This is a genomic window from Lentzea sp. HUAS TT2 (assembly GCF_051853195.1).
In the GTDB taxonomy this organism is placed as follows: domain Bacteria; phylum Actinomycetota; class Actinomycetes; order Mycobacteriales; family Pseudonocardiaceae; genus Lentzea.
The window spans coordinates 9,210,629-9,233,939 of the sequence record NZ_CP196667.1 but is presented as its reverse complement, the minus strand read 5'-3'; the positions used below and the strand labels follow the sequence as shown (position 1 = coordinate 9,233,939).

The window sequence follows — 23,311 nt, the reverse complement described above, 5'->3', positions numbered from 1 at the left end:
CCTTCAGTGGTAGAGGTGCGTGCCGGGAACGGCCAGCGGGTCCTCGCGGACCTCGGCGGGGTTCGTCTCGGGGAGGAACCACGCGCTGACGAACGTGATCAGCCCCATGAGCGTGATGTACGCGGCGACCGGGATCGTGCTGCCGGTCTGGGCGATGAGCGCGGTCATGAGGAACGGCGTGCCACCGCTGATGATGATCGCGGACAGCTGGTACGACAGCGACGCGCCGGAGTAGCGGACGTTGGGCGCGAACAGCTCGCCGAGGAAGCTCGCGATCGGGCCGTACGTGAGGCTCTGGAAGACGAACCCGACCACCACGGCGACGAAGATCAGCGGCAGCGACGCGGTGTTGACGAGCCCGAAGTACGGGAAGCCCCACAACGCGACCCCGAGGCCGCCGATGAGGATCAACGGGCGGCGCCCTATCCGGTCGGAGACGTGCCCGGCCCAGGGCAGCACCGCGAGCATCGCCACGGAACTGAGCAGCACGACCGTCAGCAACGAGTTGCGGTCGAGCTTGAGGGACGTGGTGCCGTAGTTCAGCAGTCCGGCGATGCTGACGTAGAAGAGGCTGTTGGTGGCCGAGAGGATGCCGCACGCGAGCAGGATCGTCTTCCACCTGCTCCTGATGACCTGCGCGAGCGGCGCCCTGACCACGGCGCGTTCCGGTCGCGCCACCTCGTTCTGCAGCTGGCGGAACTCGGGCGTGTCCTCCACTTTGGACTGGATGTAGAGGACCACCGCGAACATCACGATGCTGAACAGGAACGGGATCCGCCAGCCCCAGCTGAGGAACGCGTCGTTCGGCATCAGGCCGCTGGCCGCCACGAAGATCAGGTTCGAGACGATCACGGCGACGGGAACGCTGGTCTGCCCGAAGGTTCCAGCGAACCCGCGCCGTTTCGGGCTCGCCGACTCAGTGAGCAGCAGCATGATGCCGCCCCACTGGCCGCCTGCCGCGAGCCCTTGAAGGAAGCGCAGTGTCACCAACAGGATCGGGGCCAACGCCCCCACCGCCGACGCGCTGGGCAGGCACCCGATCAGGAACGTCGCCCCGCCCATGAGCGCCAGGCAGGCCACGACGACCGGCTTGCGCCCGTACTTGTCCCCGAAGTGCCCGGCGAGCACGCCGCCGATCGGGCGCGCCACGAAACCCGCCCAGAACGTGCTGAACGCGAGCAGCGTCCCGGTCAGCGCCGAGGACTGCGGGAAGAACACCTTGGGGAACACCAGGGCGGCCGCGGTGCCGTACAGGAAGAAGTCGTACCACTCGATCGAACTGCCGATCAGCCCCGCGGTCAGCAGCTTGCGGAAGCCTCGGCGCCGGGTCTCGGACTGCTCTTCGGGCTGGGCCAGAGGGGTTGCCATACATGCCGCCTTCGTCGATGAACCGGCAGGTGATGACGGCCAATGCTAGGGCGGCGGCACCCCGCGGCTGAGGTCTGGATCACACACCCCTCACGTTGATTCGGTGGGTCTTTCCACTACCGGCGTCTGAGCAACAATGGCGTCGTGACCATCGACCCGAGTGAGTCGCACGAACTCGTGCGCCGTCAGCGCGAACTGGCGTCGTTGTACGCGACGGCCAAGTCGCTCACGGCCCTCGGCGAACTCGACGCCGTGCTGCAGTCGATCGTCCGGCACGCCCACGACCTGATGGGCACGGACTTCACCTACCTCTCGCTGGTCGCGGACGGCAGACTGTCGGCCAAGGCGGCGGAGGGAACGATCTCCGCCGCGTTCCTGAGCGCCACCATCCCGGCCGGCGTCGGCCTCGGCGGCAAGGTGCTGGCCACCCGGCGCCCGCAGTGGGTGCGCAACTACGCCGGCTCGACCCACATCGACCACGACGCGGGCTTCGACCAGCTGGTCGGTACCGAGGACCTGGTCGCGCTGCTCGGTGTGCCGCTGGTGATCCGCGACGAGGTGGTGGGCGCGCTGTTCGCCGCGTACCGCTCCGAGCGGTCGTTCCACGCGGGCGAGATCGCGTTGCTGAGCGCGTTCGCCGACCACGCGGCAGTGGCCCTGGACAACGCCCGCCTCTACGAGAAGAGCCGGAAAGCGTTGCAGGACCTGCAAGAGCACATGGTCGTCGTCGAACGGGCGCAGGCGATCCACGAGACCCTGACGGGCGTGGTGCTGGAGGGCGGCAGCCCGGACGACGTCGCGCAGCTCCTCGCCGGTCAGCTCGGCGGCAGCGTGGTCGTGCTCGACCGGGCCGCCGGGCACCACTCCGGCCGGGTCACGACCTCGGTCGACGCCGAGGGGGTCGCGCACAGCGTGGCCCCGATCAGGGCGGGCGACAGCTACCTCGGCGCGTTGTCGTGGAGCCGCGCGGCGGTGCCGGAGCGCGGTGTCTCGGACGACATGGACCTGCGCACCCTCGAACGGGCCACGCACATCCTCGGCCTGCTGATCCTCAAGGAACGCGCCGTCGCCGACGCGAGCGAACGGCTCAGCGGCGAGCTGCTGACCGAGCTGATGGTCGGCGGCCCCGGGATCAGCCCTTCCCAGCGCTCGCGCGTCCAGGCCCGACACATCGACGCAGACCGGCTGAACCTGGTGCTCGTCGCGGACTCGCCGGCGTCCTCCACCGACCTCGTGCGCCACCTGCACGACATCGCGAGGGACCGCTCAGGGCTGGCGGGCGAACACCTCGGCCGGGCCACGATGATCGTGCCCAGCTCGGACGACGACCGCACCGTCGAGGAGGTCCACCGCCGGTTGCGGCGCGCGTCGGGCGTTCCCGTGGTCGTCGTGGGGGAGCGGGCGGTCGGCCACGACTGGTCGCGCGCGTTCACCCTGGCCGGCCGGTGCGGCGCGGTCATGCGGGCGCTGGGGCACACCGATCGCGGCGCCACGACCGGCAAGTACTCCCTGTACGCGTTGATCTTCGACGTGGAGCGGGCCGGCGAGCTCGACCGCTTCCTCACCGAGTCCGTGGGCCCGCTCGTCGAGTACGACGCACGCCGCGGCACCGATCTCGTCGGAACCCTTGGCGCCTACTACGACCACCGTGCGAACGTGGCGGCGACCGCGCGCGCGTTGCACGTGCACGTCAACACGCTCCTGAAGCGTCTGGACCGGGTCGGCGACGTCCTCGGTGCCGACTGGCGCACCGAGAACGACCTGGAGCTGCAGCTAGGCCTTCAGCTGCACCGGTTGCGGGACCTCACGTAGTGGCGCGCAGGGCACTCTTCGACAGCTTGCCGGTGCCCGTCTTGGGCAGCACGGTCCGGAAGATCACCTCGTCGGGCAGCCACCACTTCGCGACCGTCGGCGTGATGTGCTGCAACAGTTCATCGCCGGTGGTGGCGCTGCCGTCGCGCAGGACGACGTAGGCGACCGGGCGTTCACCCCACTTCGGGTCCGGGCGCGCGATCACGGCGACCTCGACCACGTCGGGATGAGAGGTGAGGGCGCTCTCCAGTTCGACGGACGAGATCCACTCGCCACCGGACTTGATCAGATCCTTGATCCGGTCCACGAGCCGCACGTACCCGTCGGGGTCGATGGTGGCGAGGTCGCCGGTCCGCAGCCAGCCGTCGCCCGTGAAGCTGTCCGGTGCGTCCACCTGGAAGTAGCCGCCCGCCACCCACGGGCCCGCCACCTGCAGTTCGCCGATGGCCTTGCCGTCGCGCGGCAGTTCCTCACCCGTCGCGACGTCGGCGATCCGCAGGTTCACCAGCGGCAGCGGCTGGCCCTGGGCCGCTCGCACCGCGGTCCGTTCGTCCGAGCTCCTGCCCCGGTGCTGCGTGCGGGTGCCGCCGATCGTCCCGACCGGACTGATCTCCGTCATGCCCCAGGAATGCGTGATGGGCACACCGAGTGCGGACCGGTAGGTCTCGGACAGCGCCGGGGCGATCACCGAGCCGCCGCCGAGCAGGAACCGCGTCGCACCCAGGTCGTAGGACCGCAGTTCGGGAGCCAGGCTCGTCCACACCGTCGGCACGGCGCCGGCGACGGTGACCCGTTCGGTCTCCATCAGCTTCAGCAGGTGGGCAGGCTCCGAGGACGGGCCGGGCAGGACCAGCGAGGCGCCCGTCATCATCGCGCCGTAGGGGAGACCCCAGGCGTTGGCGTGGAACATGGGCACGATCGGCATCACGACGTCGCTCTCGCTGAGGCCGATGAATCCGGCCGCGAGCGTGCCGAGGCAGTGCAGGATCGTCGACCGGTGGCTGTAGAGCACGCCCTTGGGCGGTCCGGTCGTGCCGGACGTGTAGCAGAGCCCCGAGGCCAGGTTCTCGTCCGCGAGCGTGAACGAGTCCTCGAACGAGCCCATGAACGGCTCCGCCGCGCCGACCAGTTCGTCGTAGTGGAGGACGCGGGGATCGTCGGGGATTTCCACGTCGCTGTCGTCGGGCAGGACGACCCAGTGCCGGACCGTCCGCATTCGGCCGGCACTGGGCCATATTCGGGGGAGCAGAGCGCGATCGACGAACACCACGTCGTCCTCGGCGTGGTTGACGATGTACTCGAGGTGCTCCGCCGAGAGCCGGATGTTGAGGGAGTGCAGCACCCGCTTGGTGATCGGCACCGCGAGGTACAGCTCCAGGTGCCTCCGCGTGTTGGTCGCGAACGTGGCGACGCGGGCTCCGGCCGGGACGCCGAGCGAGCCGAGTGCGGTCGCGAGGCGCCGGGTCTGCTCGGCCACCTCGGCGTACGTGACCCGTTCCAGGCCGCTCACGACCTGCTTGTGCGCGTACAGCCGCTCGGCTCGCTCCAGAACGTGCGCGAGGGTGAGCGCCCTGGGTTGCATCAGCCCGTCCATGAAAGATCACCCTAAGTGAGCTCCCGGACGGGCAAGAGGGCAGAAACTTCCACTCATTCCCCTGGTCTGGCAGCGATTCCTCACACCGCGCGGTAGGCCTCGCACGCCAGCGCGACCAGGTCGGTGAGGTGCTGCGGCGGCTGGTCCTTCCACCACGCGAGCCACACCGCGATCGGCGGCGCGTCCACCACGGCCCGGTAGGCGACGCCGGGGCGCGGGTTCAGGCTCGCGGTGGCCTCCGACGTCATGCCCACGGCCTGCCCGGCGGCGATCAGCGTCAGCCACTCGTCGACGCTGTGGGTGTTGCGCACGACGGCGGGTGCCTTGCCCGGTTGCCAGAGGTCCAATGTGGTCGTTCCGGTCCGGTCGTCCACGGCCAGCGAGTACCGGGCGAGGTCGGCGAGCTTCAGCGAACGCTTGCGCGCCAGCGGGTTGTCCGTCGCGACCACACCGTAGCGCCGTTCGGTGCCGAGCAACGCCGTCTCGAACCGCGGGTCGTCGAGGGCCTTGCGCAGAACGGCGACCTCGGCCATGCCCTCGGCGAGTCCCGCGGTCAGCGAGTTCGACTGGACGAACACCAGCGGCAGTCCGGGATGTCTTGAGGCCCAGGACTTCTGCACGCGCCGGGTGTGCTTGCCCAGCGCGGCCCAGGCGTAACCGATGCGCAGCTCGGTCAGCGACTGCGACGCGATCCGGTGCAGGTGCGCGACCTCGTCCAGCACCCTGCGCGCCCCGTCGAGCACCTGCGTGCCCACGGGGGTGAGCGCCACGTGCCGGGTGGACCGTTGCAGCAGCCGCACGCCGAGTGATGCCTCCAGTGCGGCGACCGAACGGGACACCGACGCCTGCGTCAGGTCGAGTTCCCTTGCCGCGTCGGTGAACGTGCCGGCGTCGACCACCGCCACGAACGCCCGCAGATGACGCAGATCCATGCGTTCAGCGTATAGGTGACGCGGCCAATGCATTTCCCGTGTCAAAGCCGGGACCGCAGGCTGGGCGGTATGAAGAGCATCGGTGGATTCGCGACGATGACCGCGAGCGCGGCCAGCAACCAGATCGGCGCCGCCGTGGGCGCCCACGCGTTCGCCGCCATCGGGCCGGCCGGTGTCGTTGCGGTGCGTCAGTTCGTGGCCGCCGCGGTGCTGCTCCCGATGGCCCGGCCGAACCTGCGAAGATTCACCTGGGCGCAGTGGTGGCCGACGATCGCGCTCGGCCTGGTGTTCGCCACGATGAACCTCAGCCTCTACATGGCGATCGACCGGATCGGTCTCGGCCTCGCCGTCACGCTGGAGGTGCTCGGGCCGCTCGCCATCGCGCTGGCGGGGTCGCGCACCCGCCGGGACTTCCTGTTCGTGCTGATCGCGGCCGTGGGTGTGTACGTGCTGGTGCTGCCCGGTCCCAGCAGCGACTACCTAGGGGTCGGGCTCGGCCTGCTCGCGGCGGGCTGCTGGGCCGCGTACATCCTGCTCAACCGCCTGGTCGGGGCCCGGCTGCCCGGTCTGCAGGCGCCCGCTGTCGCGACCGCGATGTCCGCGACGCTCTACGTCCCGGTCGCGGTGCTGCTGGTGCTGCACGGGAAGCTGACCGGGATGTCGATCCTGTACGCGGTCGGTGCGGGCGTGTTCTGCAGCGTCGTGCCCTACGCGGTCGACGTGATCGCGCTGCGGAAGGTGCCCGCGCGCCTGTTCGGACTGGCGATGAGCGTGCATCCGGTGCTGGCGGCGCTGGCGGGTCTCGTGGTGCTGGGGGAGGCGCTCGAACTCCACCATTGGGCTGGAATCTTGCTCGTCGTCACCGCCAATGCACTCGCCGTGACTTGCTCGAAGTGGTCTGGATCATCTACCGTCAACCCCGAAATGTGAATCCAATTCACTTAGCGGGGTGTTCATGCGGACGAAAGTCTTGACGGTGGTCGCCGCACTCGTCGGTGCGGCGCTGGTCAGCGGCCCGTTCGCGTGGGCGGAACCCGAGCCGTACCTGGTGGGCCGCGGCATCTCCGACGTCACCGGCCCGGCCGCCGAGAACGGCATGATGGGCTACTCGAAGTTCGACCAGAAGACGACGGGCATCCACCAGCGGCTGCGGTCGCGGGCCTACGTCGTGGTCGACCGCGCCACGAACAAGCGCGTCGCGTACGTCAACGCCGACCTCGCGATGATCTTCCGCGCGGTCCAGGAGGGCGTGCTGACCAAGCTCCAGGCCAAGTACGGCACCACCTACACCCGCGAGAACCTGCTGCTCTCCGCCACGCACACGCACAGCGGCCCCGGCGGCCAGTCGCACAACCTCGCCTACAACCTGTCGATCCTCGGCATGCAGCCGCAGGCGCTCGCGGCCGTGGTCGACGGCATCACCGAGTCGGTCGTCGAGGCGCACGAGGACGTCAAGCCCGGTTCGATCAGCCTCGGCATCGGCGAGCTCACGAACGCGTCGGTCAACCGCTCGCGCGTCGCGTTCGACCGCAACCCCGACAAGGCCGCCTTCCCAGCCGGCATCGACCCGCAGATGACCGTGCTGAAGTTCAGGCAGGGCGGCGAGAACGTCGGCGCGATCAGCTGGTTCGCCACGCACAACACGTCGATCACCAACGCCAACACGCTGATCAGCCCGGACAACAAGGGGTACGCGGCCTACCAGTGGGAGCACGACGACGAGGGCGTGCGGTACCTGGACAACACCGCGGGCTTCGTGGCGGCGTTCCCGAACACCAACGCCGGCGACATGTCGCCGAACCTCAACCTGAAGCCCGGCTCTGGCCCCACCGAGAACGAGTGGGAGAACGCCCGGATCATCGGCGAGCGCCAGAACCGCAAGGCGCAGGAGATCTACAACGGCCCGCAGGCCGCGCTCTCCGGCGGTGTCGACTCGCGGATGCGGTTCGTGGACATGTCGGCCGTGCAGGTCGAGGGCCGCTACACGTCCAACGGCCAGCCGGGTAGCACCTGCTCGGGCGTCGTCGGCGCGTCGACGATCGCGGGCAGCATCGAGGACGGCCCGGCGATCCCCGGTTTCTCCGAGGGCATGCAGTCGCCGTGGAAGAAGCTGTTCGAGCCGCTGAACATGGAGGTCCCGCAGTGGCTGCGGGACTGCCAGTTCCCCAAGGCCTCTCTGGTGCCAACGGGTCTGATCGGCGCGACGCCGAACATCGTGCCGCTGCAGATCGTCCGGATCGGACAGCTGCACCTCGTCGCCGTGCCCGGTGAGGTCACGATCACCGCGGGTCTGCGCATCCGCAAGGCCGTGGCCGCCGAGCTCTCGGTGCCCGTGCAGAACGTGCTGATCCAGGGCTACGCCAACGACTACAGCCAGTACGTCACCACGCCGGAGGAGTACGACTCGCAGCAGTACGAGGGCGGCTCCACCCTGTTCGGCCGCAACACGACCCCGGCCTACCAGCAGGAGTTCGGCAAGCTCGCCGCGTCGATGAAGGCCGGTACCGCGCTGCCCGCCGGAGCGATCCCCGGCAAGCCGCCGTTCACCGACATCAACCTGCAGACCGGTGTCGTGCTCGACGACAAGCCGTTGGACAAGAAGTACGGCGATGTCCTGGTCGCGCCCAAGGCCTCCTATGGCCGCGGTGAGACCGTGACGTCCGTGTTCGTCACCGGGCACCCGAAGAACAACCTGCACCGCAACGGAACCTTCCTCGAGGTGCAGCGGCAGGTGAACGGTGCCTGGGTGCGCGTGGCCGACGACGGCGACTGGTCGACGCGCTACAAGTGGGAACGGGTCGGCGTCGCCAACTCCAACGCCACGATCACCTGGCAGATCCCGGCGGACACCCCCGCCGGCACCTACCGGATCGTGCACCACGGCGACGAGAAGTCCGGCTGGACCGGCAAGATCAGCCCGTTCACCGGCGCCACGGCGGGCTTCACCGTCAGCTGATGATCTCGCCACCCGCCGTGGTGGCGAGATCGGGGCCGAAGGCGGCCGCGGGCGTGTACGCGCCGGGTTTGCCTTCGCCCCTGGCGAGCCGTGCCGCGACCTCCGCGGCCACGGCCGCCGTGAAGTCCATGGCCTCACCGGTGCGCAGCCATCCCTCGCGGGTCGTGCCGTCCGGCCAGGTGACCACCGCGTGGCCCCAGGAGTGCTTCCGGGGCCTCGGCGCTGCCTTGCCCGTGACGCCGGCCAGTTGACGAATCGCGAAGCGGCGCAACGGTTCCAGCCTGAGCAGCCGTCCCGCGAACGGCAGCACGGCGCGGGCCGCGGTCGAGGCGGGCATCATCGCGGTGGCGGCGAAGACGTCCGGCGCGCCGCTCGTTCGTTGAGCGGCCAGCAGTTCGGCGGAGGGTGCCTCGGAGACCGTGGCCTGCTCGCCGTCGGGCAGCTGCAGGAGCCTGGCCTCAGCGCCGATGCGCGACTTCGTCAGGCCGCCCGCGCGGTAGCGGCGTCCGCCGGTGACCAGGATGTCGATGATCGAGGCCGCCAGCGCGGCGCCCAGCAGACCGTCCTCCACGGCCACCGAGGCGACCGCGTCGACCCGCACCTCCGCAGGGACCGGCCGGCCTTCGCACAGCGCCGCCACGACCGCTTCCGTTGCCAGCACACCGAAACCCGCCCCGGTGACGAGCGTGCTGCCCGCCGCCGCGGCCTCGTCGTGCAGGGCCAGCAGCCGGGGGACGGCGGTCAGGTCGGCCGCCTGGTCGAGGTAGTGCCCGCCCGGCAGGCAGGCGCGGGCGAGGGTGGTCGCGGACTCGGCGTAGCCACCGATGGTGTTGATGACGACGGCCGGCCGTTCTTCCCTGATCGCCGCCGCGATGCGTTCCACCGTGTCGGCGACGACGACCCGTGCGCCGGTGCTCGCCGCCATCTCGCGCAGTCGTGCGCTCTCCCTGCCCACCAGGACCACGCTCTCGCCCCGTTCGAGCAGGACGGGGACGACCGCGCGGCCGACGCGTCCCGTGGCGCCCAGAACCCAGATGCTCATGACGACTCCCTGCCCAGTGATGTCTCAGTGTGTCATCACTGAGGCTAGCACGGCGACGACACACTGAGACATCACTTGCTAGAGTGGGGTCGTGGCCAGGTGGGATCCCGGAACCGAAGATCGTCTCAGGCATGCGGCGCTGGACCTGTTCGCCGAGCATGGGTACGACGACGTGACCGTCACGCAGATCGCCGAGCGCGCGGGCATCACGCGCCGCTCGTACTTCCGCTACTTCCCGGACAAGCGCGAGGTGCTCTTCGCCGGTTCGGAACACCTGCCTCCCGCGATCGCCGAGGCGGTGCTCGCGTCGGCGGAACAGTCCCCGCCGGCCATCGCGCTCGACGCCGCCCGCCGCGTCGGCGCCCTGCTCGTGGAACGCGTGGACCGCACCGCCGAGCGTCGCGCGGTGATCGCGTCGAGTCCCGAACTGCAGGAGCGTGAACGCACCAAGGCCGCGGCGATCACGACCGCCCTCTCTGATGCGCTGGCGAAACGCGGGGCGTCGATGGACGAGGCGCGGCTCGTGGCGCGGCTCGTCGCGATCTGCTTCCAGGAAGCCCTGGAGCGCTGGATCGACACGGGGGAGGGCTTCGAGTCCTCCTTCGACGCGGTCGTCGGCTCGGTTCGCTCGACGGCGGAACTATTCCCGTCTCCGCTGAGGCCGTGATTACGTTGTGCACGATTTAATCGCGCACTAGCTTTATGGCATCCGACCCGAAGGAGCAGCCATGAAGCGCCCAGTCCTCGAGCCCGCCGCCGCCGAGTTCGCCGCCGCCACCGCCCAGCCGCCGTTCCTGTTCGAGATCGCCCCCGAGGAAGGCCGCAAGGCCGTCGACGAGGTGCAGTCGGGTCCGGTGGAGAAGCCCGCGGTGGACGAGCAGTGGGTGGAGCTCGACGGCTTCAAGGTCCGCGTGATCAAGCCTGCCGGTGCCACCGGCCAGCTCCCCGTGATCCTCTACATCCACGGCGCCGGCTGGGTGTTCGGCAACGCCCACACCCACGACCGCCTCGTCCGCGAACTGGCCGTCGGTGCCGGTGCGGCCGTCGTCTTCCCCGAGTACTCGCTCTCGCCCGAGGCCCGCTACCCGGTCGCGATCGACCAGAACTACGCCACCGCGCAGTGGATCCAGTCCGACGGTGCCGCGCACGGCCTCGACGTGGCCCGCGTCGCGGTGGCCGGTGACTCGGTCGGCGGCAACATGGCGGCCGCGCTGACGTTGCAGGCCAAGGAACGCGGCGACATCGCGCTGAAGGCCCAGGTGCTCTTCTACCCGGTGACCGACGCGTCGTTCGACACCGACTCCTACCTGCAGTTCGCCGAGGGCTACTTCCTGCGCCGCGACGGCATGCAGTGGTTCTGGGACCAGTACACGACGAACCCGCTGGAGCGCGCCGAGATCACCGCATCCCCGTTGCGCGCCACCAAGGAGCAGCTCGCGGGCCTGCCCCAGGCACTCGTGATCACCGCGGAGGCCGACGTCCTGCGCGACGAGGGCGAGGCCTACGCCGACAAGCTGCGCGAGGCCGGCGTGCCCGTCACCGCCGTCCGGTACGCGGGCGCGATCCACGACTTCGTGATGCTGAACGCGTTGCGTGGCACGCACGCGGCCGAGGGCGCGATCAACCAGGCCATCGCGTTCCTGCGCGAGGCGCTGAAGAACTAGTGCCAGAGATCCGCTGGCGAACCACCGGCCCTCCTCACCCGGTCCTGACCTCACGCGGGGCGCTTTCGTACTGACATGCAGTACGAAAGCGCCCCGCGTGAGGCAAGCACGAGGCGCGACTTGGCAGCGGAGTTGTGGCCCCGTTCCCATCGGGAGCGGGGCCGAACGGCGTCAGAGGATGAGGACCACCAGCGCCGCCACTGCCGCGATGAGCAGCAGCAGCCCGGCCAGCACGAGCAGGATCCGGGACCAGCGCACGCCGGGCTGTTCGCCCGCGTACGGCGCGCTGCCCCAGGGGGCCGGGAACTGGCCGGTCGACTCGGGGGTGTTGTGATTGATCATGCTTCGGTCCACCACCGGCCACGGCGCCGGGCCGATCTCGGCGGAACCACCGGTCTCATCGGGTCTCTCGGCCATCACGGCCACCCCTTCAGCTGGGCGAGCTGCACACACCAGGCCGACACCTCGACGAGCAGGAGCACGAGGCCGGCCACGAAGCACCACTGCAGCTTGCGGAGCTTCTTCTCGTTGGCGTCCAGCCACTTCTCGAAGTCGGCCGCGAGGTGCCGGCGCATCGAGTCGAGGTCGTGGCCGAGGTCGACCGCGCCCAGCAGCCGCGACGCGCTGGACAGGAACGTCCACCGCCAGACCGGTGCGCAGATCACCAGGGCCAGCGCGAGAACGCCGGTCATCGCCACGATCGCGACGACCGTGGCCGCTCCCCAGCGCGGGCTCTGCAACGCGGTGCCGACGAACGAGGAGCTGACGAGAGCGGCGCCCGCGGTCAGCAGCGTGACCCGCGAGCGGAGGTTGTCGAGCGCGCCCTGCTGGTAGCTCAGGGCCCGCAGCGACTCCGAGAACACCAGCTCAAGCCGTCTGTCCGGCTCACCGCTCTCCACCGGCCCATCATCCGCCGGGCGGCCCAGCACATCTTGACCCGAACGGGTGGCGTCAGCCCCGCTTGGTGCTGCTCACGTGGAACGGCGTCCCCTGCTGACACGTGGTCATCGCACCGGGATCGGCCTTCCCGGTCACCTCCACCACGGCACCGGCCACCGCGATCGCGGGGTCGGCCCCGAGCAGCAGGTACTGCTCGCCGGGTGCGGTGAGAATCGTGCAACCCGCCTCCACGCCACCCGACACCGTGCCCCGCACCGTCTTCACGTCCGGATCGAGGGCGCGCGACGGGGTGGGCAGGGTGGGCGGCAGCGGAGCCGACGACGGGGGCAGTGGCGCGGGGAGGCTCGGCGTGGTCGTGTCAGGAACCGAAGTGGAGGCGGAAGTGCTCGCCCCGGGAACCTGTGCCGGCGGCACCTGGCCGCACGACGCGAGCACCGTGCAAAGCAACACGACCGCTAATCCGCGCATCGCGCGTCACCTCCGATGGACCACGGCCACCGGGCACGGCGCGTGGTGGAGCACAGCGTGGCTCACCGAACCGAGAATTGCACGCGTCACCGCACCGCGGCCGTGACTGCCGACCGCGATCAGGGCCGCGCCGTCGGCAGCGGTCAGCAGCGCGCGGGCGGGGGCGTCGAACGCGACCTCCTGCGCCACGTGCACCTCGGGGTGCTTTGCGGCGTGCGGGGCCAGCTGTTCGTCCAGCAGCTTGGAGAGGTCGGCGCGGACGTGGTCGAAGTCCTGCTCGGGCAGCTCGGCCCAGCCGACGTCGTTCCACGCGTAGATGGCGAGCAGCTCACGGCCGTGGCGCGCGGCGTACTCGAAGGCGAACGCGATCGCGTCCGTGGAGGTCTCGGAGCCGTCGACGCCGACGACCACGCGGCCTTCGACGGGGCCGGTGCGGGTCACGATCACGGGACGGCCGGCGGTCGACACGAGCTCGACGGCGGTGGAGCCCAGGAACATCTCCGCGATGCCGGTGCGGCCCGACGAGCCGAGCACGAGCAGGTCGCCTGGCTCGGCGGCGAGGACGTCGACCGGGCGGCCCATCCGCACGTGGGTGGCGACCTGGAGGTCCGGCCAGCCCTCCTTGATCTCGGCCGCGAGCTCGGCGAGGTGGTCCTGGGCCGCGTGGGCCATCGTCTCCTCGGTGACGAACTCCGGCACCGGGATGGACATCGGCGTGAAGACGGGCTCGGGCAGGGGAGCGCGCACCGCGTGGATGACCTGAAGGTCAGCGCCACAACGGGAAGCCTCCTCGGCGCCGAAGAGCACCGCGCGCCTGGCCAGGTCGGAACCGTCGAACCCCACAACGACCGTGGACATGAAGAACCACCTCCGACCGGGGCATACCCGATCGGAGGTGGTTCTAAAGGTGATCCAGACCTAGTTGATGACGAACTGCGAACCCGGCTCGATGGTGATGTTGCCGTCCCGCGAGTTGGTGATCGTCACGTTCGTCAGCTTCGCCGAACCTCGGGCCTGGGCCATCGCGAGGATGCCGGAACCGTTGTTCGACTTGTCGATGCGGACGTTGGTGATCTGCACGTCCGGCATGCCGCTGCCACCGCCCTTGAACTGGATCCCGTCGTAGGTGGAGTCCAGGATCTCGGTGTCGCGGATGACGACGCCGGGGATCGGCAGGTTCTGGGAGAACAGCGTGATGGCGCCGAACTCCTGCGCCTCACCCCAGAACGCGCCACCCGTGCGGTACAGGGCGTTGTTGGCGAGCAACGTCGTGCCGCCGAACGGCAGCGGGTCGTGGTCGGTCGCCAGCATGATGCCCGGGTAGTTCGCCGTGTCGGAGATGATGTTGTTCTCCGCGCGGTTGTTCGAACCACCGTAGATCGCGATTCCGTTGGCACGCCACGGGAGTGCGATCGTGTTGTTGAGGAACGCGTTGCCGCTGCCGACGTCGACGTTCTGGTCCTTCACGTACTTCGACGCCCACACCGCCAGCGCGTCGTCGCCCGTGGTGCGGAACGACGAGTTGAACACCGTGGAGTTGCGCGTGCCGTTGGTGAAGTTGATGCCGTCGGCGTAGGTGTCGCGGATGCGCATGCCGGTGAACTGCAGGCCGTCACCGGGGTTCCAGCGGTCCGGCAGGTTGGTGTAGTCGCGGCCGACCCAGACACCCACGTTGGCGTGCTCGATCCACACGTTGGTGACCTTGGTGTTCTTGCCGAACCGGCCGTTGAGGCCGACGCCACCCTCGGCGCCGCCGTCACCGCCGCGGATCCGGCCGGAACCGAAGATCGCGATGTCGGAGATCTGGGTGTTGTCGTCGATGTCGAAGCCGAAGTTGCCCTCGTGCGGGTGGTTGATCGTGTCGGCGTCCTGCGGCTGGATCAGTGAGAACAGCTGCGAGTGCCACATGCCGGCGCCGCGGATCGTGACGTTGCGGATGCCGACCTGGTTGTCCCCGCCGCTGTTGAACACGGTGAGGATCTTCTTCTCCTGGCGGAACCTGCCCTCCGGGATCCAGACACAGGGGATCTCCCCGTTCTGGTCGGCCGTCACGGCGCGCTGCAAGGCGTCCGTGTCGTCCGTCTGGTCGTTCGCGGTGGCGCCGTACTGCGTGATCGACACGCACTCGGACGGCTTCGAAGCGGCCGGGGCGACCTGCTCCAGGTCGATCAGGTCGATGTAGTAGAACTGGGCGTTGTCACCGGAGTCGCGCTGCAGCTTGAACTTCGTGCCCGCCGGGTAGGAGCTGGCGAGCAGCTGCGAGGTCTCGTCGAACAGCCTGCGGGCGTCGCCGCCGGGACGGTTCGTGAGGCCCTCGGGGTCGTCCGTCGTGCCGTAGAGCCAGCTGTGGCGCGACGACAACGTCAGCTTCTGCACGAACTGGTCGTTCGCGTACAGGCTGATCGTCGCCTCCTGGCCACCGCCGGCGGCCGCGTCCGGGATCGAGTTGCGCACGACGATCGAGTTCGTGCTGACCGTCGACGTGACCTCCACGAACTGGCCTTGCGCGTCCAGCCGCACCGACTTGCGGCCCGAGGACTCGGAGCCGAAGTTGGTGTGCCCGAACGTGCGCTCCGCGTCGGCCTGCACCAGCGTGCCCTGGTAGCGGCCCGCCTCGGCTTCGTACGAGGTGAACGGCACCGAGGCGCCGCGTCCGACCACAATGGACTGGGTCGCGGTGTTGTTGGTCTCGTTGGTCTCCGCGACCACGTTGGTCGCGTCCGCGGTCGCCGTGGCCGTGGCACCGCCGTTGGTGGCGGTCCAGGAGCCGACGTTGACGGTCACGGTCTGACCGGCGTTGATCGCGCCGGTGTTGGCGTTCAAAGTGCTGCCGCCGACGGACACACGGGTCACCGAGGCGCCCGCTGCCGACGTGCCGCGGTTGTTGACCTGCACGGCGAACGTCACCTGCTGGCCCGCAGCCGGGGACGACGGGTTCGGCGTGACGCCGGTGATCTGCAGGTCCGGTCCCGGTGCCTGGCCGACGACCAGGGGAGAGCCGGAGGTGAAGGTGTTGTTGCCCTCGTTGGTCTCCGCGATCTGGTTGGCCGGGTCCACCGTGGCCGCGGCCGCGTAGGACCCGGCACCCCGACGGCCGGCGTCGACGTTGACGGTGGCCGTGGCTCCAGGGGCGAGCGCGCCCACCGAGGCGCTGCCGGCGACGGTGCCGCCGAGCGTGACGTTCAGCGTCGTCGCGCCGGACGCCACGGTGCCGCCGTTGCGCACGGTGGCGGTGAGCCTGATCGCGTCAGCCTCGCTGGGGCTCGCCGGGGTCCACGTCAGGTTCGTGACGGTCAGGTCGGGAGCCGGTGCGGACGCGCCGAACACCTGGAACTCGGCGACCTGGCCGCCGGGCGCGCCGGTGTTCGAGTAGAAGTGCAGCCGCACGTCCGACGCGCGGCCGGAGACCGGGATCGTGACGGTGTTGCCGGTGGCCGGGTCGAACCGGTAGTCGGCGCGCGCCTTCAGGGTCCCGAACGCGGAAGCGCTCGCCTCACGGCCGAGCACCTCGAAGTTCTGCGTGCGGGCACCCCAGTCGCCGCCGGGGTTGAGCTTGACGACGACCGACGTGACGTCCGCGTTCGAGCCCAGCTTCGCGGTCAGGTGACCGGGGAAGCCGTTGGACTCCCAGTACGTGCCGGTGTTGCCGTCGACGGCGTTGCCCGGCACGAAGTTGTGCACGTGCCCGGACTCCTCGACCGGCTTGCCGGCCGCGAGGTCGTCGCCGACGGGCGGCGGGTCGACCGGCCCGGACTCGCCGTGCACCTCGAACTCGCTGAGCTGCGCGGCGGGCCAGCCGGTGTTCGCGGTGACCGTGACGCGGACGTACCGCGTGCTGGTCGCCGCGAAGTCCAGCGTCACCGTGTTGTTCGAGCCCGGCGCGAACAACCGCGCGCCGGAGCCGACGATGTCGCTGAACTGCGAGCCGTTCGAACTCCCTTGCACGGCAAGCGTTTGCGAGCGCTGCTCCCAGGTGGACGGCAGACGCAGCACGACCTTGCTGACGCTCTTCGCGGCGCCCAGGTCGGCCTGGAGCCACTGCGGGAACGAGCTGTTCGTGCTCTCCCAGTAGCTGCCCTGGTTGCCGTCACCGGCGTTCCCCGGGCCGTACGGGCCGTTGCTGCTGGACGCGGTCAGGTTCGCGGACAGCCTGACGACCGCTGCTCCTGCCGTGGGTGTCAATCCGAACAGTGCGAGGGCGCTGACCAGGGCAGCACTCACCGCACGCCTCAATAGCGTGTTTTTCATTGAATTGTCCTTCGCGGCAGGGATATCAGTTGTTGATATTGATCTTGAAGGTGGACGTCGTGTTCTTGATGTCCTGGAAGTTGTTGCTGAACCTGAGGCCGTTGAACGTGACCTCACCGACGGCGGGACCCTGGTTGGGCTCCGGCATCTCGTTGGCCCACAACCCGAACCCGGACTTGGCGTCGAAGGCGTCGCCGCTCTTGCGCGCACCCGAGATGCTCACGTTGGACAGCACCGTGTCCTGGAAGACGTTCTCGGCCGCACCGTTGTACTTGGTCTGGAACATGATTCCGCTGTACGTCGGATCGATGATCTCGACGTCGCTCACCCGGATCCCCGTGTACTTCTTGGAGGCGGAGAACATCCAGATCGCGCCGAACGTCTGCTCACCCCAGAAGTGGCCGCCGGAGCGCACCAGGGTGAGGCCGCTGAACGTCGTCGGCTCCGGCCCGAAGTCCTCCATCGGGTACCCGAAGTCGAGCGAGCTGATCGTCACCGCGGAGTAGGTGAGCGTGTCCGCGATGTAGATGTTGCGGAACGTGTTGAGCTTGCCGCCGTAGACCGCGAGACCGGCCGCGCGCCACGGGGTCGTCACCGAGAGGTTCTCGAAGACGTTGTTCTGCTGGCCGCTGCCACCACCGTCGGTCGCCGCGAACAACGCGAACGCGTCGTCACCGGTCGAGCGGGCCTCGATGTTGGAGATCCGGTTGCCCGACGACCCGTTCGTCATGTTCAGCCCGTCCGCGTACATGTCACGGATGCGGCTGTCCTTGATGACGTTGTTGTCGACGTTGTTGCCCCAGAACAGGCACATCATGTGCTCGACCCAGATGTTCTCGATGGTCATGTTCTGCACGCCGGCGAAGTTGAACACCTTGCCCGGCCCGTCGTTGCGCTGCGTGTAGTTGCCGAACACGGCGAACCCGCTGAAAGTCGAGCCGCTCGCGGACGACTGCGCGTCGAAGCCGATGTCGGTGTTCTCCTGGGTGAGCGGGGCCTGGAACCGGGTGAACCAGGGACCGGCGCCGATCACGCGGATGGCCTTGCCGTAGACGTTGAACTTCTGCTGCGTCTGGTAGGTGCCCGCGGGCAGGTAGACGCCGGTCAGGGTGCCGGTCGTGTCCATCCGGACGCGGTCGAGCGCGTTCTGCACGTCCTGGTGGGTGAACCCGGCGGGCACGGCATAGCGTGCCGCGTCAGGGTTTCCGGCAGCCGACACCTGTTCGAAGTTCACGAAGTCGATCGCGTAGTTCGTGGTGTTGGCCGCGTCCTTCTGCAGCTTGATCTTCGTGCCCGCCGGGAACGTCGAGTTGAGCATCACGTTCGCCTCGTCGTAGATGTGGCGCGGGCCGCCCGCTCCCGGGGAGTTGCCGGGGCCTGCCTCGTTGCCGTAGAGCCACATGTACTTCGACGTCAGGTCGATGGCCTTGTGGAACTGGCCGTTGACGTAGACGTTGAGGTTCGAGGTGATGCCGCCTCCGCCGGAGCTGTCCGGGATGGAGAACCGGGTGACGAGGGTGTTGGTCGGTCCGGACGTCGTGAACTCGACCGACTGGCCGTTGCCGTTCAGCGTGACGGCCCTGCGGCCGGACGCCTCACCGGCGAGGTCGCCGATCGTCCTGTTCGGACTGAGGATCTGCGCGCCGCCCGCGACGGTGGCGTCCTCGGCCTCGACGTGCTGCCAGGGAACGCTGGCGCCGCGGCCGATGAACAGCGACTGCTCGCTGGTGTTGTTGCCCTGCTTGGCTGGGATCTCGTTGCCGTCGCCCGCGATCACCGTGCGGACGGTGTACCGGCCGTCGGCGGCGGGCCACGTGCCGAGGTTCACCGCGGCGGTCGTCGCACCGGCGTTGATCGTGCCGTTGTGGCTGCCGGTCAGCGTGCGGACGGTCTGGCCGCTGCTGTTCAGGATCGTGACGGTGATGCCGTGGGCGCCGGCCGCGGACGCGATGGTGCCCTGGTTCTTGAGCGCGACGGAGAACGTGGTGCTCTGGCCGTTGGACGGGTTGCTCGGCGACCAGCTCGGCACCGCGACCAGGTCCGAGCTCGGGACCGGCGTCACGACCAGCGGGCTGGGGTGGATGCGGGCGTTGTTGGTCTCGTCCTGCTCCGCGACCTTCTTGGTCTCGTCGACCTTCGCGGTGTACTCGTAGCTGCCGGACGGGCGGGCGGCGATCGTCGTGCCGACGTTCGCCTGCGCACCGGCCGCGAGGGCGCCGACCTGGGCCGTGCCGACACTCGTGGCGCCGAGGAAGAACGTCACGTCGGTGGCGGTGCTGGCCGCGGTGCCCGCGTTGCGGACCGTCGCGTTCAGCGTGACCTGGTCGGTCTCGACGGGGCTCGCCGGCGTGAACGACGTCGCGGTGACGGTGAGATCGGGATTCGGGGCAGGGGTGCCGAACACCTGGATCTCCGCCACCTGGGCGCCGGGCGCACCGGTGTTGGACGTGCCGCGCAACTGCAGGTCCGCGACCCGTCCGGCCGCGTTGATGGTGATGCTGTTGCCGCTCGCCGGGTCGAAGCGGTAGTCACGACCCGCGACGAGACTCGTGAACCCGGTCGCGTTCTGCTCGCGGCCGAGGACCTCGATGTTCTGCGTGCGGGCACCCCACGCGCTGTCGGGGTTGAGCTTGACGGCGACCGAGCTGACGTCCGCGTTCGATCCCAACTGGACGGTCAGCGTGCCGGGGAACCCGTTGGACTCCCAGTAGGTGGCGAGGTTTCCGTCGTTGGCGTTGGCGGCGACGAAGTTGTGCACGTTGTTGTTCGCCGTGACGGGCTTGCCCTGCGCCAGGTTCGTACCGGTGGCGCCTTCGCGCGTCACGGTGTTGCTGGCGGGGGACTGGTTGCCTGCCGCGTCCTTCGCGATCACGTGGTAGCTCACGCGCAGGCCGTCGGGCTGGCTGTCGGTGTAGGTCGTGCCGGTGACCGTGGTGCGCAGGGTGCCGTTGGCGTAGACGTCGTAGGCGGTGACGCCGACGTTGTCGGTGCTGGCGTTCCAGGTCAGCCGGATCTGCCCGGCCTGCGGCTGGGTGAAGGCGAGACCCGTCGGTGCGGCGGGGGCCTGCGTGTCACCCCCGGTCGGGCCCTGCACCTCGAACTCGCTGAGCTGCGCCGCCGGCCAGCCGGTGTTCCCGGTGATCCGCAGCCGCACGTACCGCGTGGTGGCCGCGGTGAAGTCGATCGTCACCGTGTTGTTCGCGGCGGGGTTGAAGTCGTACCCCTTCGACGCCACGAGATCTGAGAAGTTCTGGCCGTCGGTGCTGCCCTGGACCGCGAGGGTCTGGGTGCGGGCGCCCCAGCCGCCGGTCGGGAGCTTGAGCACGACCCGGTCGGCCTTCAGCGCGGCGCCGAGATCGGCCTGGATCCATTGGGGGAACGCGTTGTTCGCGCTCTCCCAGTACGTCCCCTGGTTGCCGTCGCCGGCGTTGCCCGGGCCGTAGTTCTGGTTCGTGCTGCTCGCGCTGTAGGTGGCCTGCAGCAGCGCGCTCACGGCTGCCTCGTGGACCTCGAGCTTCGCGGTCGTCCTGGTGGCGCGGACGTGCCGGACCAGCGTCGGGTCGACCTGGAACGTCACCTTGCCGTTCTTGAACTCGTGTGGTCGTTCCGCGACCAGCGTCGACCAGCCTCTGCCGTCGAGGCTCGTCTGCACGGCGAACGTCTCGGTGCTGTTGCTGGGGGAGGAGAGCGTGACCTGGTCGATCCGGGTCTGCTCGGCGAGGTCGAGGCTGACCGGAGCGGCCTGGGCGGCGGGGGAGATCGTCAGGGTGGCCGCGGCGGTGATCAACGCAGTTATCGGGGCTAGCAGGGAGCGAGCGCGTGTCGTCGATGACATGGCGTGCTTGGCCCTTCTCGGTGGGGACGCGAGGGGGTGTGGCGCGCCTCACCGTAGAAGTGTCCAGCAGATTACCGCAATATCTCGACGTGATTGCGCAAATTTGCGACATAGACCTCTGAACAGGAAAGACCAGTGTTCGTTCCTGTGTCTGAACAGTGTCTCAGCGTGCGCAAGGGCGATCACCAGCGGCAGGAGATCCGGCGTTGCGGGAGGTTCGGGCCCGAACCTGCCCAAAAAATTGATGTGATCTCGATACGCCCGCTTGCGCCGGTTTGCTTCGAGCTTGCGGTCCTTGCGTAAGGACCGCGCAAGTTTCAGAGCTTCGCGAACAACCTTCTGGCTCGGTTCAGCAGATCCAGCCTGTGCTCACGTCCCCGCAGGGAGTGCCCCTCGCCGGGATAGACGACGAGTTCGGAGTGCTTCACCGCGTCGTGCAGGAGCACCGCTTGCTCCACCGGCACATTGGTGTCCTCCGCGCCGTGCACGATCAACATCTCGGTGCGGATCCGGTCCGCGTAGGTGAGAGGGCTGTGCTCCGGGCTGTCGCCCAGGGCCGCCTCGAACGCACCCCACTCGCCGGTGGCGATCAGCCGCGGCCAGTCGGAGATCCCCGCGCCCACCAGCGCCACCTTGAACCGGTCGGTCCGAGTCGGGGCCCAGGCGGCCATGAACCCGCCGTGGCTCCAGCCCGCGATGCCGAGCCGGTCGGGGTCCGCGACTCCCCGTTCGACGAGGAGATCGATGCCGGCCTCGATGTCGTGCCACTCCTCCCGGCCGACCTTGCCCGCGACGGCCGCCGCGAACTCGTGCCCGCGCCCCTGCCCGCCGCGGGGGTTCGGCAGGAAGGCCGCGATCCCCTGGTGCGCGAGCCACTGCGCCGACGGCACCCAGTGCAACTGCAGGTCGTCGGTCCAGCGGTCGTACGGACCGCCGTGGACGATCGTGACGAGGGGGAACGGCCCGTCGGCCTGGCCGACCGGGAGCACGAGGAGGCCGTCGAGCTCGAGCCCGTCCTCGGCCCGGTACTGGAGCCGTTCCCGTGTGCCCCAGGCGATGCCGTCGAGGTCCCGGTAGCGCGGCGGCAGGTGCGACCCCCTGACGTGGGCGAGGAAGGTGCCGTCGAGTCGGCGGAACTCGGTGTCCAGGCCGGTCGCGACGATCAGGACCGGTGCGGCGCCGTCGTCCTGGACGAGATCGACCGGGCACGCGGGCATGCCCTCGGTGAGGTTGCGGTGGCGCTGGTCGAAGACGGCGTTGCCGCCCTGCAGGTGCGGTGGCGTCAGCGCCAGGTAGCAGACCTCGTCGCCCCACCACACCGGCGAACCGGCGTCCGCGGGCGTCGCGCCCAGGTCGGTGACCGTGCCGTCGGTCGCCACGACGTGCAGTGCGGGGTGGAGCAGGCCGGGGTCGATCTTCGGTGACGACCAGGTGATGACGGCGAGGCGGCCGTCGGGGTGCCGCGCGATCTCGGCGACGTGACGGCCGGGGATGCTCACGCCTTCCGGTGCCGGCTTGGCGGGCAGCAGGCTGTGGCCCACGGTTATCTCGTCGGTCAGTTCGCGCATCCGGACTCCTTCGCTTGATCGCCAGCTGACCACAGGTTCTACGGTCGGGCCCACGACCGTTCTCGTGACGGGGGCGACCGGGAACGCCGGACGTCAGGTGGTGAACGAACTGCTCTCGCTGGGGCAGCAGGTCCGCGCGATCACCAGGAACGCGTCGGCAATGCTTCCAGCCGGGGTCGAGGTCGTGGCGGGAGGCCTGACCAGGCCGGAGACCATCCCGTTCGACGGCGTCACCGGCGTGCACCTGCTGACCAACGCGGGCGCCGGCTACACCGAGCTGCTCACTGGGGCCGGATTGGTGCGCGAGCCGTTCGCGTACGCGCGGAGTGCGCTCGTGCACGAAGGCGACATCGGTGTGGTGGCGGCCGTCGTGCTCGCGAGGGGTGGGCACGACGGCCGCGCTTACACGTTGACGGGGCCGGAGGCGCTCACGGGTGGAAGCGGGACATGCCGGCGGCGGGGTACACGGTGGACTGGTGCAGCCGCGTGTTCTGGTGTCGCGTATTCGTCTTGACGCGCTACCGATCTTGGGGCTACGTCTCACCGGCTGAGTAGGAGCACGCCAGACGTTGCCGCCGACGCGGAGCGCCACCAACTTCAGTGGGAGGTGAGCAGTCCCCGATGATCTACAGCGAGGCTGACATCGCACGCGTCTACCGCAGGTACTGCACGTTGTGCAGCGATAAGAGTCCGAGCGTGAGCCGCGAGCGCAACGCGACGCTCGCGCTGCTGCGGCACGTCACAGGTTCCCAGAGCGACGAGTTGGCGTTGACGCGCGGCCGTTCCGCTGCGGGAGTCAGAAAGCGTCGGCGCCGCAAGGGGATCGGCCGTGTGAACAGCAAACGCGGTGAGCGCATCGGCCTGCCGAAGCGCATCACGTCCGTGGTCGTCAACGATGTGGGGCGCGGCAAGCGTCAGTAGCGC

The 23,311-nt window shown here is 69.3% G+C and carries 18 protein-coding genes; 7 read left to right on the top strand and 11 right to left on the bottom strand.

The window, feature by feature from the left end:
- Positions 1-3: 3 nt before the first annotated feature.
- Positions 4-1,368: an MFS transporter gene (locus tag ACSHWB_RS43570; protein WP_439659193.1), complete on the bottom strand. Its 1,365-nt coding sequence runs from the start codon at positions 1,366-1,368 to the stop codon at positions 4-6.
- Between the two features lie 144 nt (positions 1,369-1,512).
- On the opposite strand from ACSHWB_RS43570, the gene ACSHWB_RS43565 reads away from it, so the two are divergent.
- On the top strand, positions 1,513-3,180 hold the full coding sequence (locus ACSHWB_RS43565) for a helix-turn-helix domain-containing protein (protein ID WP_439659192.1): 1,668 nt from the start codon (positions 1,513-1,515) through the stop codon (positions 3,178-3,180).
- Here ACSHWB_RS43565 and ACSHWB_RS43560 read toward each other — a convergent pair.
- Positions 3,173-4,774 (bottom strand): long-chain fatty acid--CoA ligase, encoded by a 1,602-nt coding sequence (locus ACSHWB_RS43560; protein ID WP_439659191.1) that lies wholly within the window; start codon positions 4,772-4,774, stop codon positions 3,173-3,175. The genes ACSHWB_RS43565 and ACSHWB_RS43560 overlap by 8 nt on opposite strands.
- An 80-nt stretch (positions 4,775-4,854) precedes the next feature.
- Entirely contained in the window at positions 4,855-5,706 is an 852-nt protein-coding gene (locus ACSHWB_RS43555) for a LysR family transcriptional regulator (protein WP_439659190.1), read from the bottom strand.
- Positions 5,707-5,775: 69 nt separating this feature from the next.
- Here ACSHWB_RS43555 and ACSHWB_RS43550 point away from each other — a divergent pair, with 69 nt between their 5' ends.
- On the top strand, positions 5,776-6,636 hold the full coding sequence (locus tag ACSHWB_RS43550) for an EamA family transporter (protein ID WP_439659189.1): 861 nt from the start codon (positions 5,776-5,778) through the stop codon (positions 6,634-6,636).
- A gap of 25 nt (positions 6,637-6,661) precedes the next feature.
- Entirely contained in the window at positions 6,662-8,662 is a 2,001-nt protein-coding gene (locus ACSHWB_RS43545) for a neutral/alkaline ceramidase (protein WP_439659188.1), read from the top strand.
- Here the strand turns inward: ACSHWB_RS43545 and ACSHWB_RS43540 are convergent.
- Positions 8,655-9,704 carry a saccharopine dehydrogenase NADP-binding domain-containing protein gene (locus ACSHWB_RS43540; protein WP_439659187.1) on the bottom strand — a complete coding sequence of 350 codons (1,050 nt, stop codon included), beginning with the start codon at positions 9,702-9,704 and terminating at the stop codon, positions 8,655-8,657. The two genes, ACSHWB_RS43545 and ACSHWB_RS43540, sit on opposite strands and share 8 nt — an antisense overlap.
- Positions 9,705-9,795: 91 nt before the next feature.
- Between ACSHWB_RS43540 and ACSHWB_RS43535 the strand changes: the two genes are divergently transcribed.
- Together ACSHWB_RS43535 and ACSHWB_RS43530 are read left to right on the top strand one after the other, a co-directional pair.
- Entirely contained in the window at positions 9,796-10,371 is a 576-nt protein-coding gene (locus tag ACSHWB_RS43535) for a TetR/AcrR family transcriptional regulator (protein WP_439659186.1), read from the top strand.
- A 61-nt stretch (positions 10,372-10,432) separates the two neighbouring features.
- Positions 10,433-11,368 carry an alpha/beta hydrolase gene (locus ACSHWB_RS43530; protein ID WP_439659185.1) on the top strand — a complete coding sequence of 312 codons (936 nt, stop codon included), beginning with the start codon at positions 10,433-10,435 and terminating at the stop codon, positions 11,366-11,368.
- A gap of 171 nt (positions 11,369-11,539) precedes the next feature.
- Here the strand turns inward: ACSHWB_RS43530 and ACSHWB_RS43525 are convergent, their stop codons facing one another.
- The 7 genes from ACSHWB_RS43525 to ACSHWB_RS43495 form a co-directional block, all read right to left on the bottom strand.
- A complete protein-coding gene (locus ACSHWB_RS43525) occupies positions 11,540-11,785 on the bottom strand; it encodes a hypothetical protein (protein WP_439659184.1) in 246 nt (81 codons plus the stop codon).
- The gene (locus ACSHWB_RS43520; protein ID WP_439659183.1) at positions 11,785-12,267 is read right to left on the bottom strand and encodes a hypothetical protein; all 483 of its coding nucleotides are present in this window, start codon (positions 12,265-12,267) and stop codon (positions 11,785-11,787) included. The genes ACSHWB_RS43525 and ACSHWB_RS43520 overlap by 1 nt, the downstream gene beginning before the upstream one ends.
- Before the next feature lie 52 nt (positions 12,268-12,319).
- Positions 12,320-12,736 (bottom strand): hypothetical protein, encoded by a 417-nt coding sequence (locus ACSHWB_RS43515; protein ID WP_439659182.1) that lies wholly within the window; start codon positions 12,734-12,736, stop codon positions 12,320-12,322.
- A 6-nt stretch (positions 12,737-12,742) separates the two neighbouring features.
- A complete protein-coding gene (locus tag ACSHWB_RS43510) occupies positions 12,743-13,594 on the bottom strand; it encodes a universal stress protein (protein WP_439659181.1) in 852 nt (283 codons plus the stop codon).
- A gap of 60 nt (positions 13,595-13,654) precedes the next feature.
- Complete coding sequence (locus tag ACSHWB_RS43505) at positions 13,655-16,984, bottom strand: CARDB domain-containing protein (protein ID WP_439659180.1); 3,330 nt, start codon at positions 16,982-16,984, stop codon at positions 13,655-13,657.
- A gap of 25 nt (positions 16,985-17,009) precedes the next feature.
- Positions 17,010-20,771: a discoidin domain-containing protein gene (locus ACSHWB_RS43500; protein WP_439659179.1), complete on the bottom strand. Its 3,762-nt coding sequence runs from the start codon at positions 20,769-20,771 to the stop codon at positions 17,010-17,012.
- Positions 20,772-21,136: 365 nt separating this feature from the next.
- Entirely contained in the window at positions 21,137-22,387 is a 1,251-nt protein-coding gene (locus ACSHWB_RS43495; protein WP_439659178.1) for an alpha/beta hydrolase family protein, read from the bottom strand.
- Here ACSHWB_RS43495 and ACSHWB_RS43490 point away from each other — a divergent pair.
- Both ACSHWB_RS43490 and ACSHWB_RS43485 read left to right on the top strand, forming a co-directional pair.
- The gene (locus ACSHWB_RS43490) at positions 22,311-22,901 is read left to right on the top strand and encodes an SDR family oxidoreductase (protein ID WP_439659177.1); all 591 of its coding nucleotides are present in this window, start codon (positions 22,311-22,313) and stop codon (positions 22,899-22,901) included. The genes ACSHWB_RS43495 and ACSHWB_RS43490 overlap by 77 nt on opposite strands.
- A gap of 107 nt (positions 22,902-23,008) precedes the next feature.
- Entirely contained in the window at positions 23,009-23,308 is a 300-nt protein-coding gene (locus ACSHWB_RS43485) for a hypothetical protein (RefSeq protein ID WP_439659176.1), read from the top strand.
- Positions 23,309-23,311: the final 3 nt, after the last annotated feature.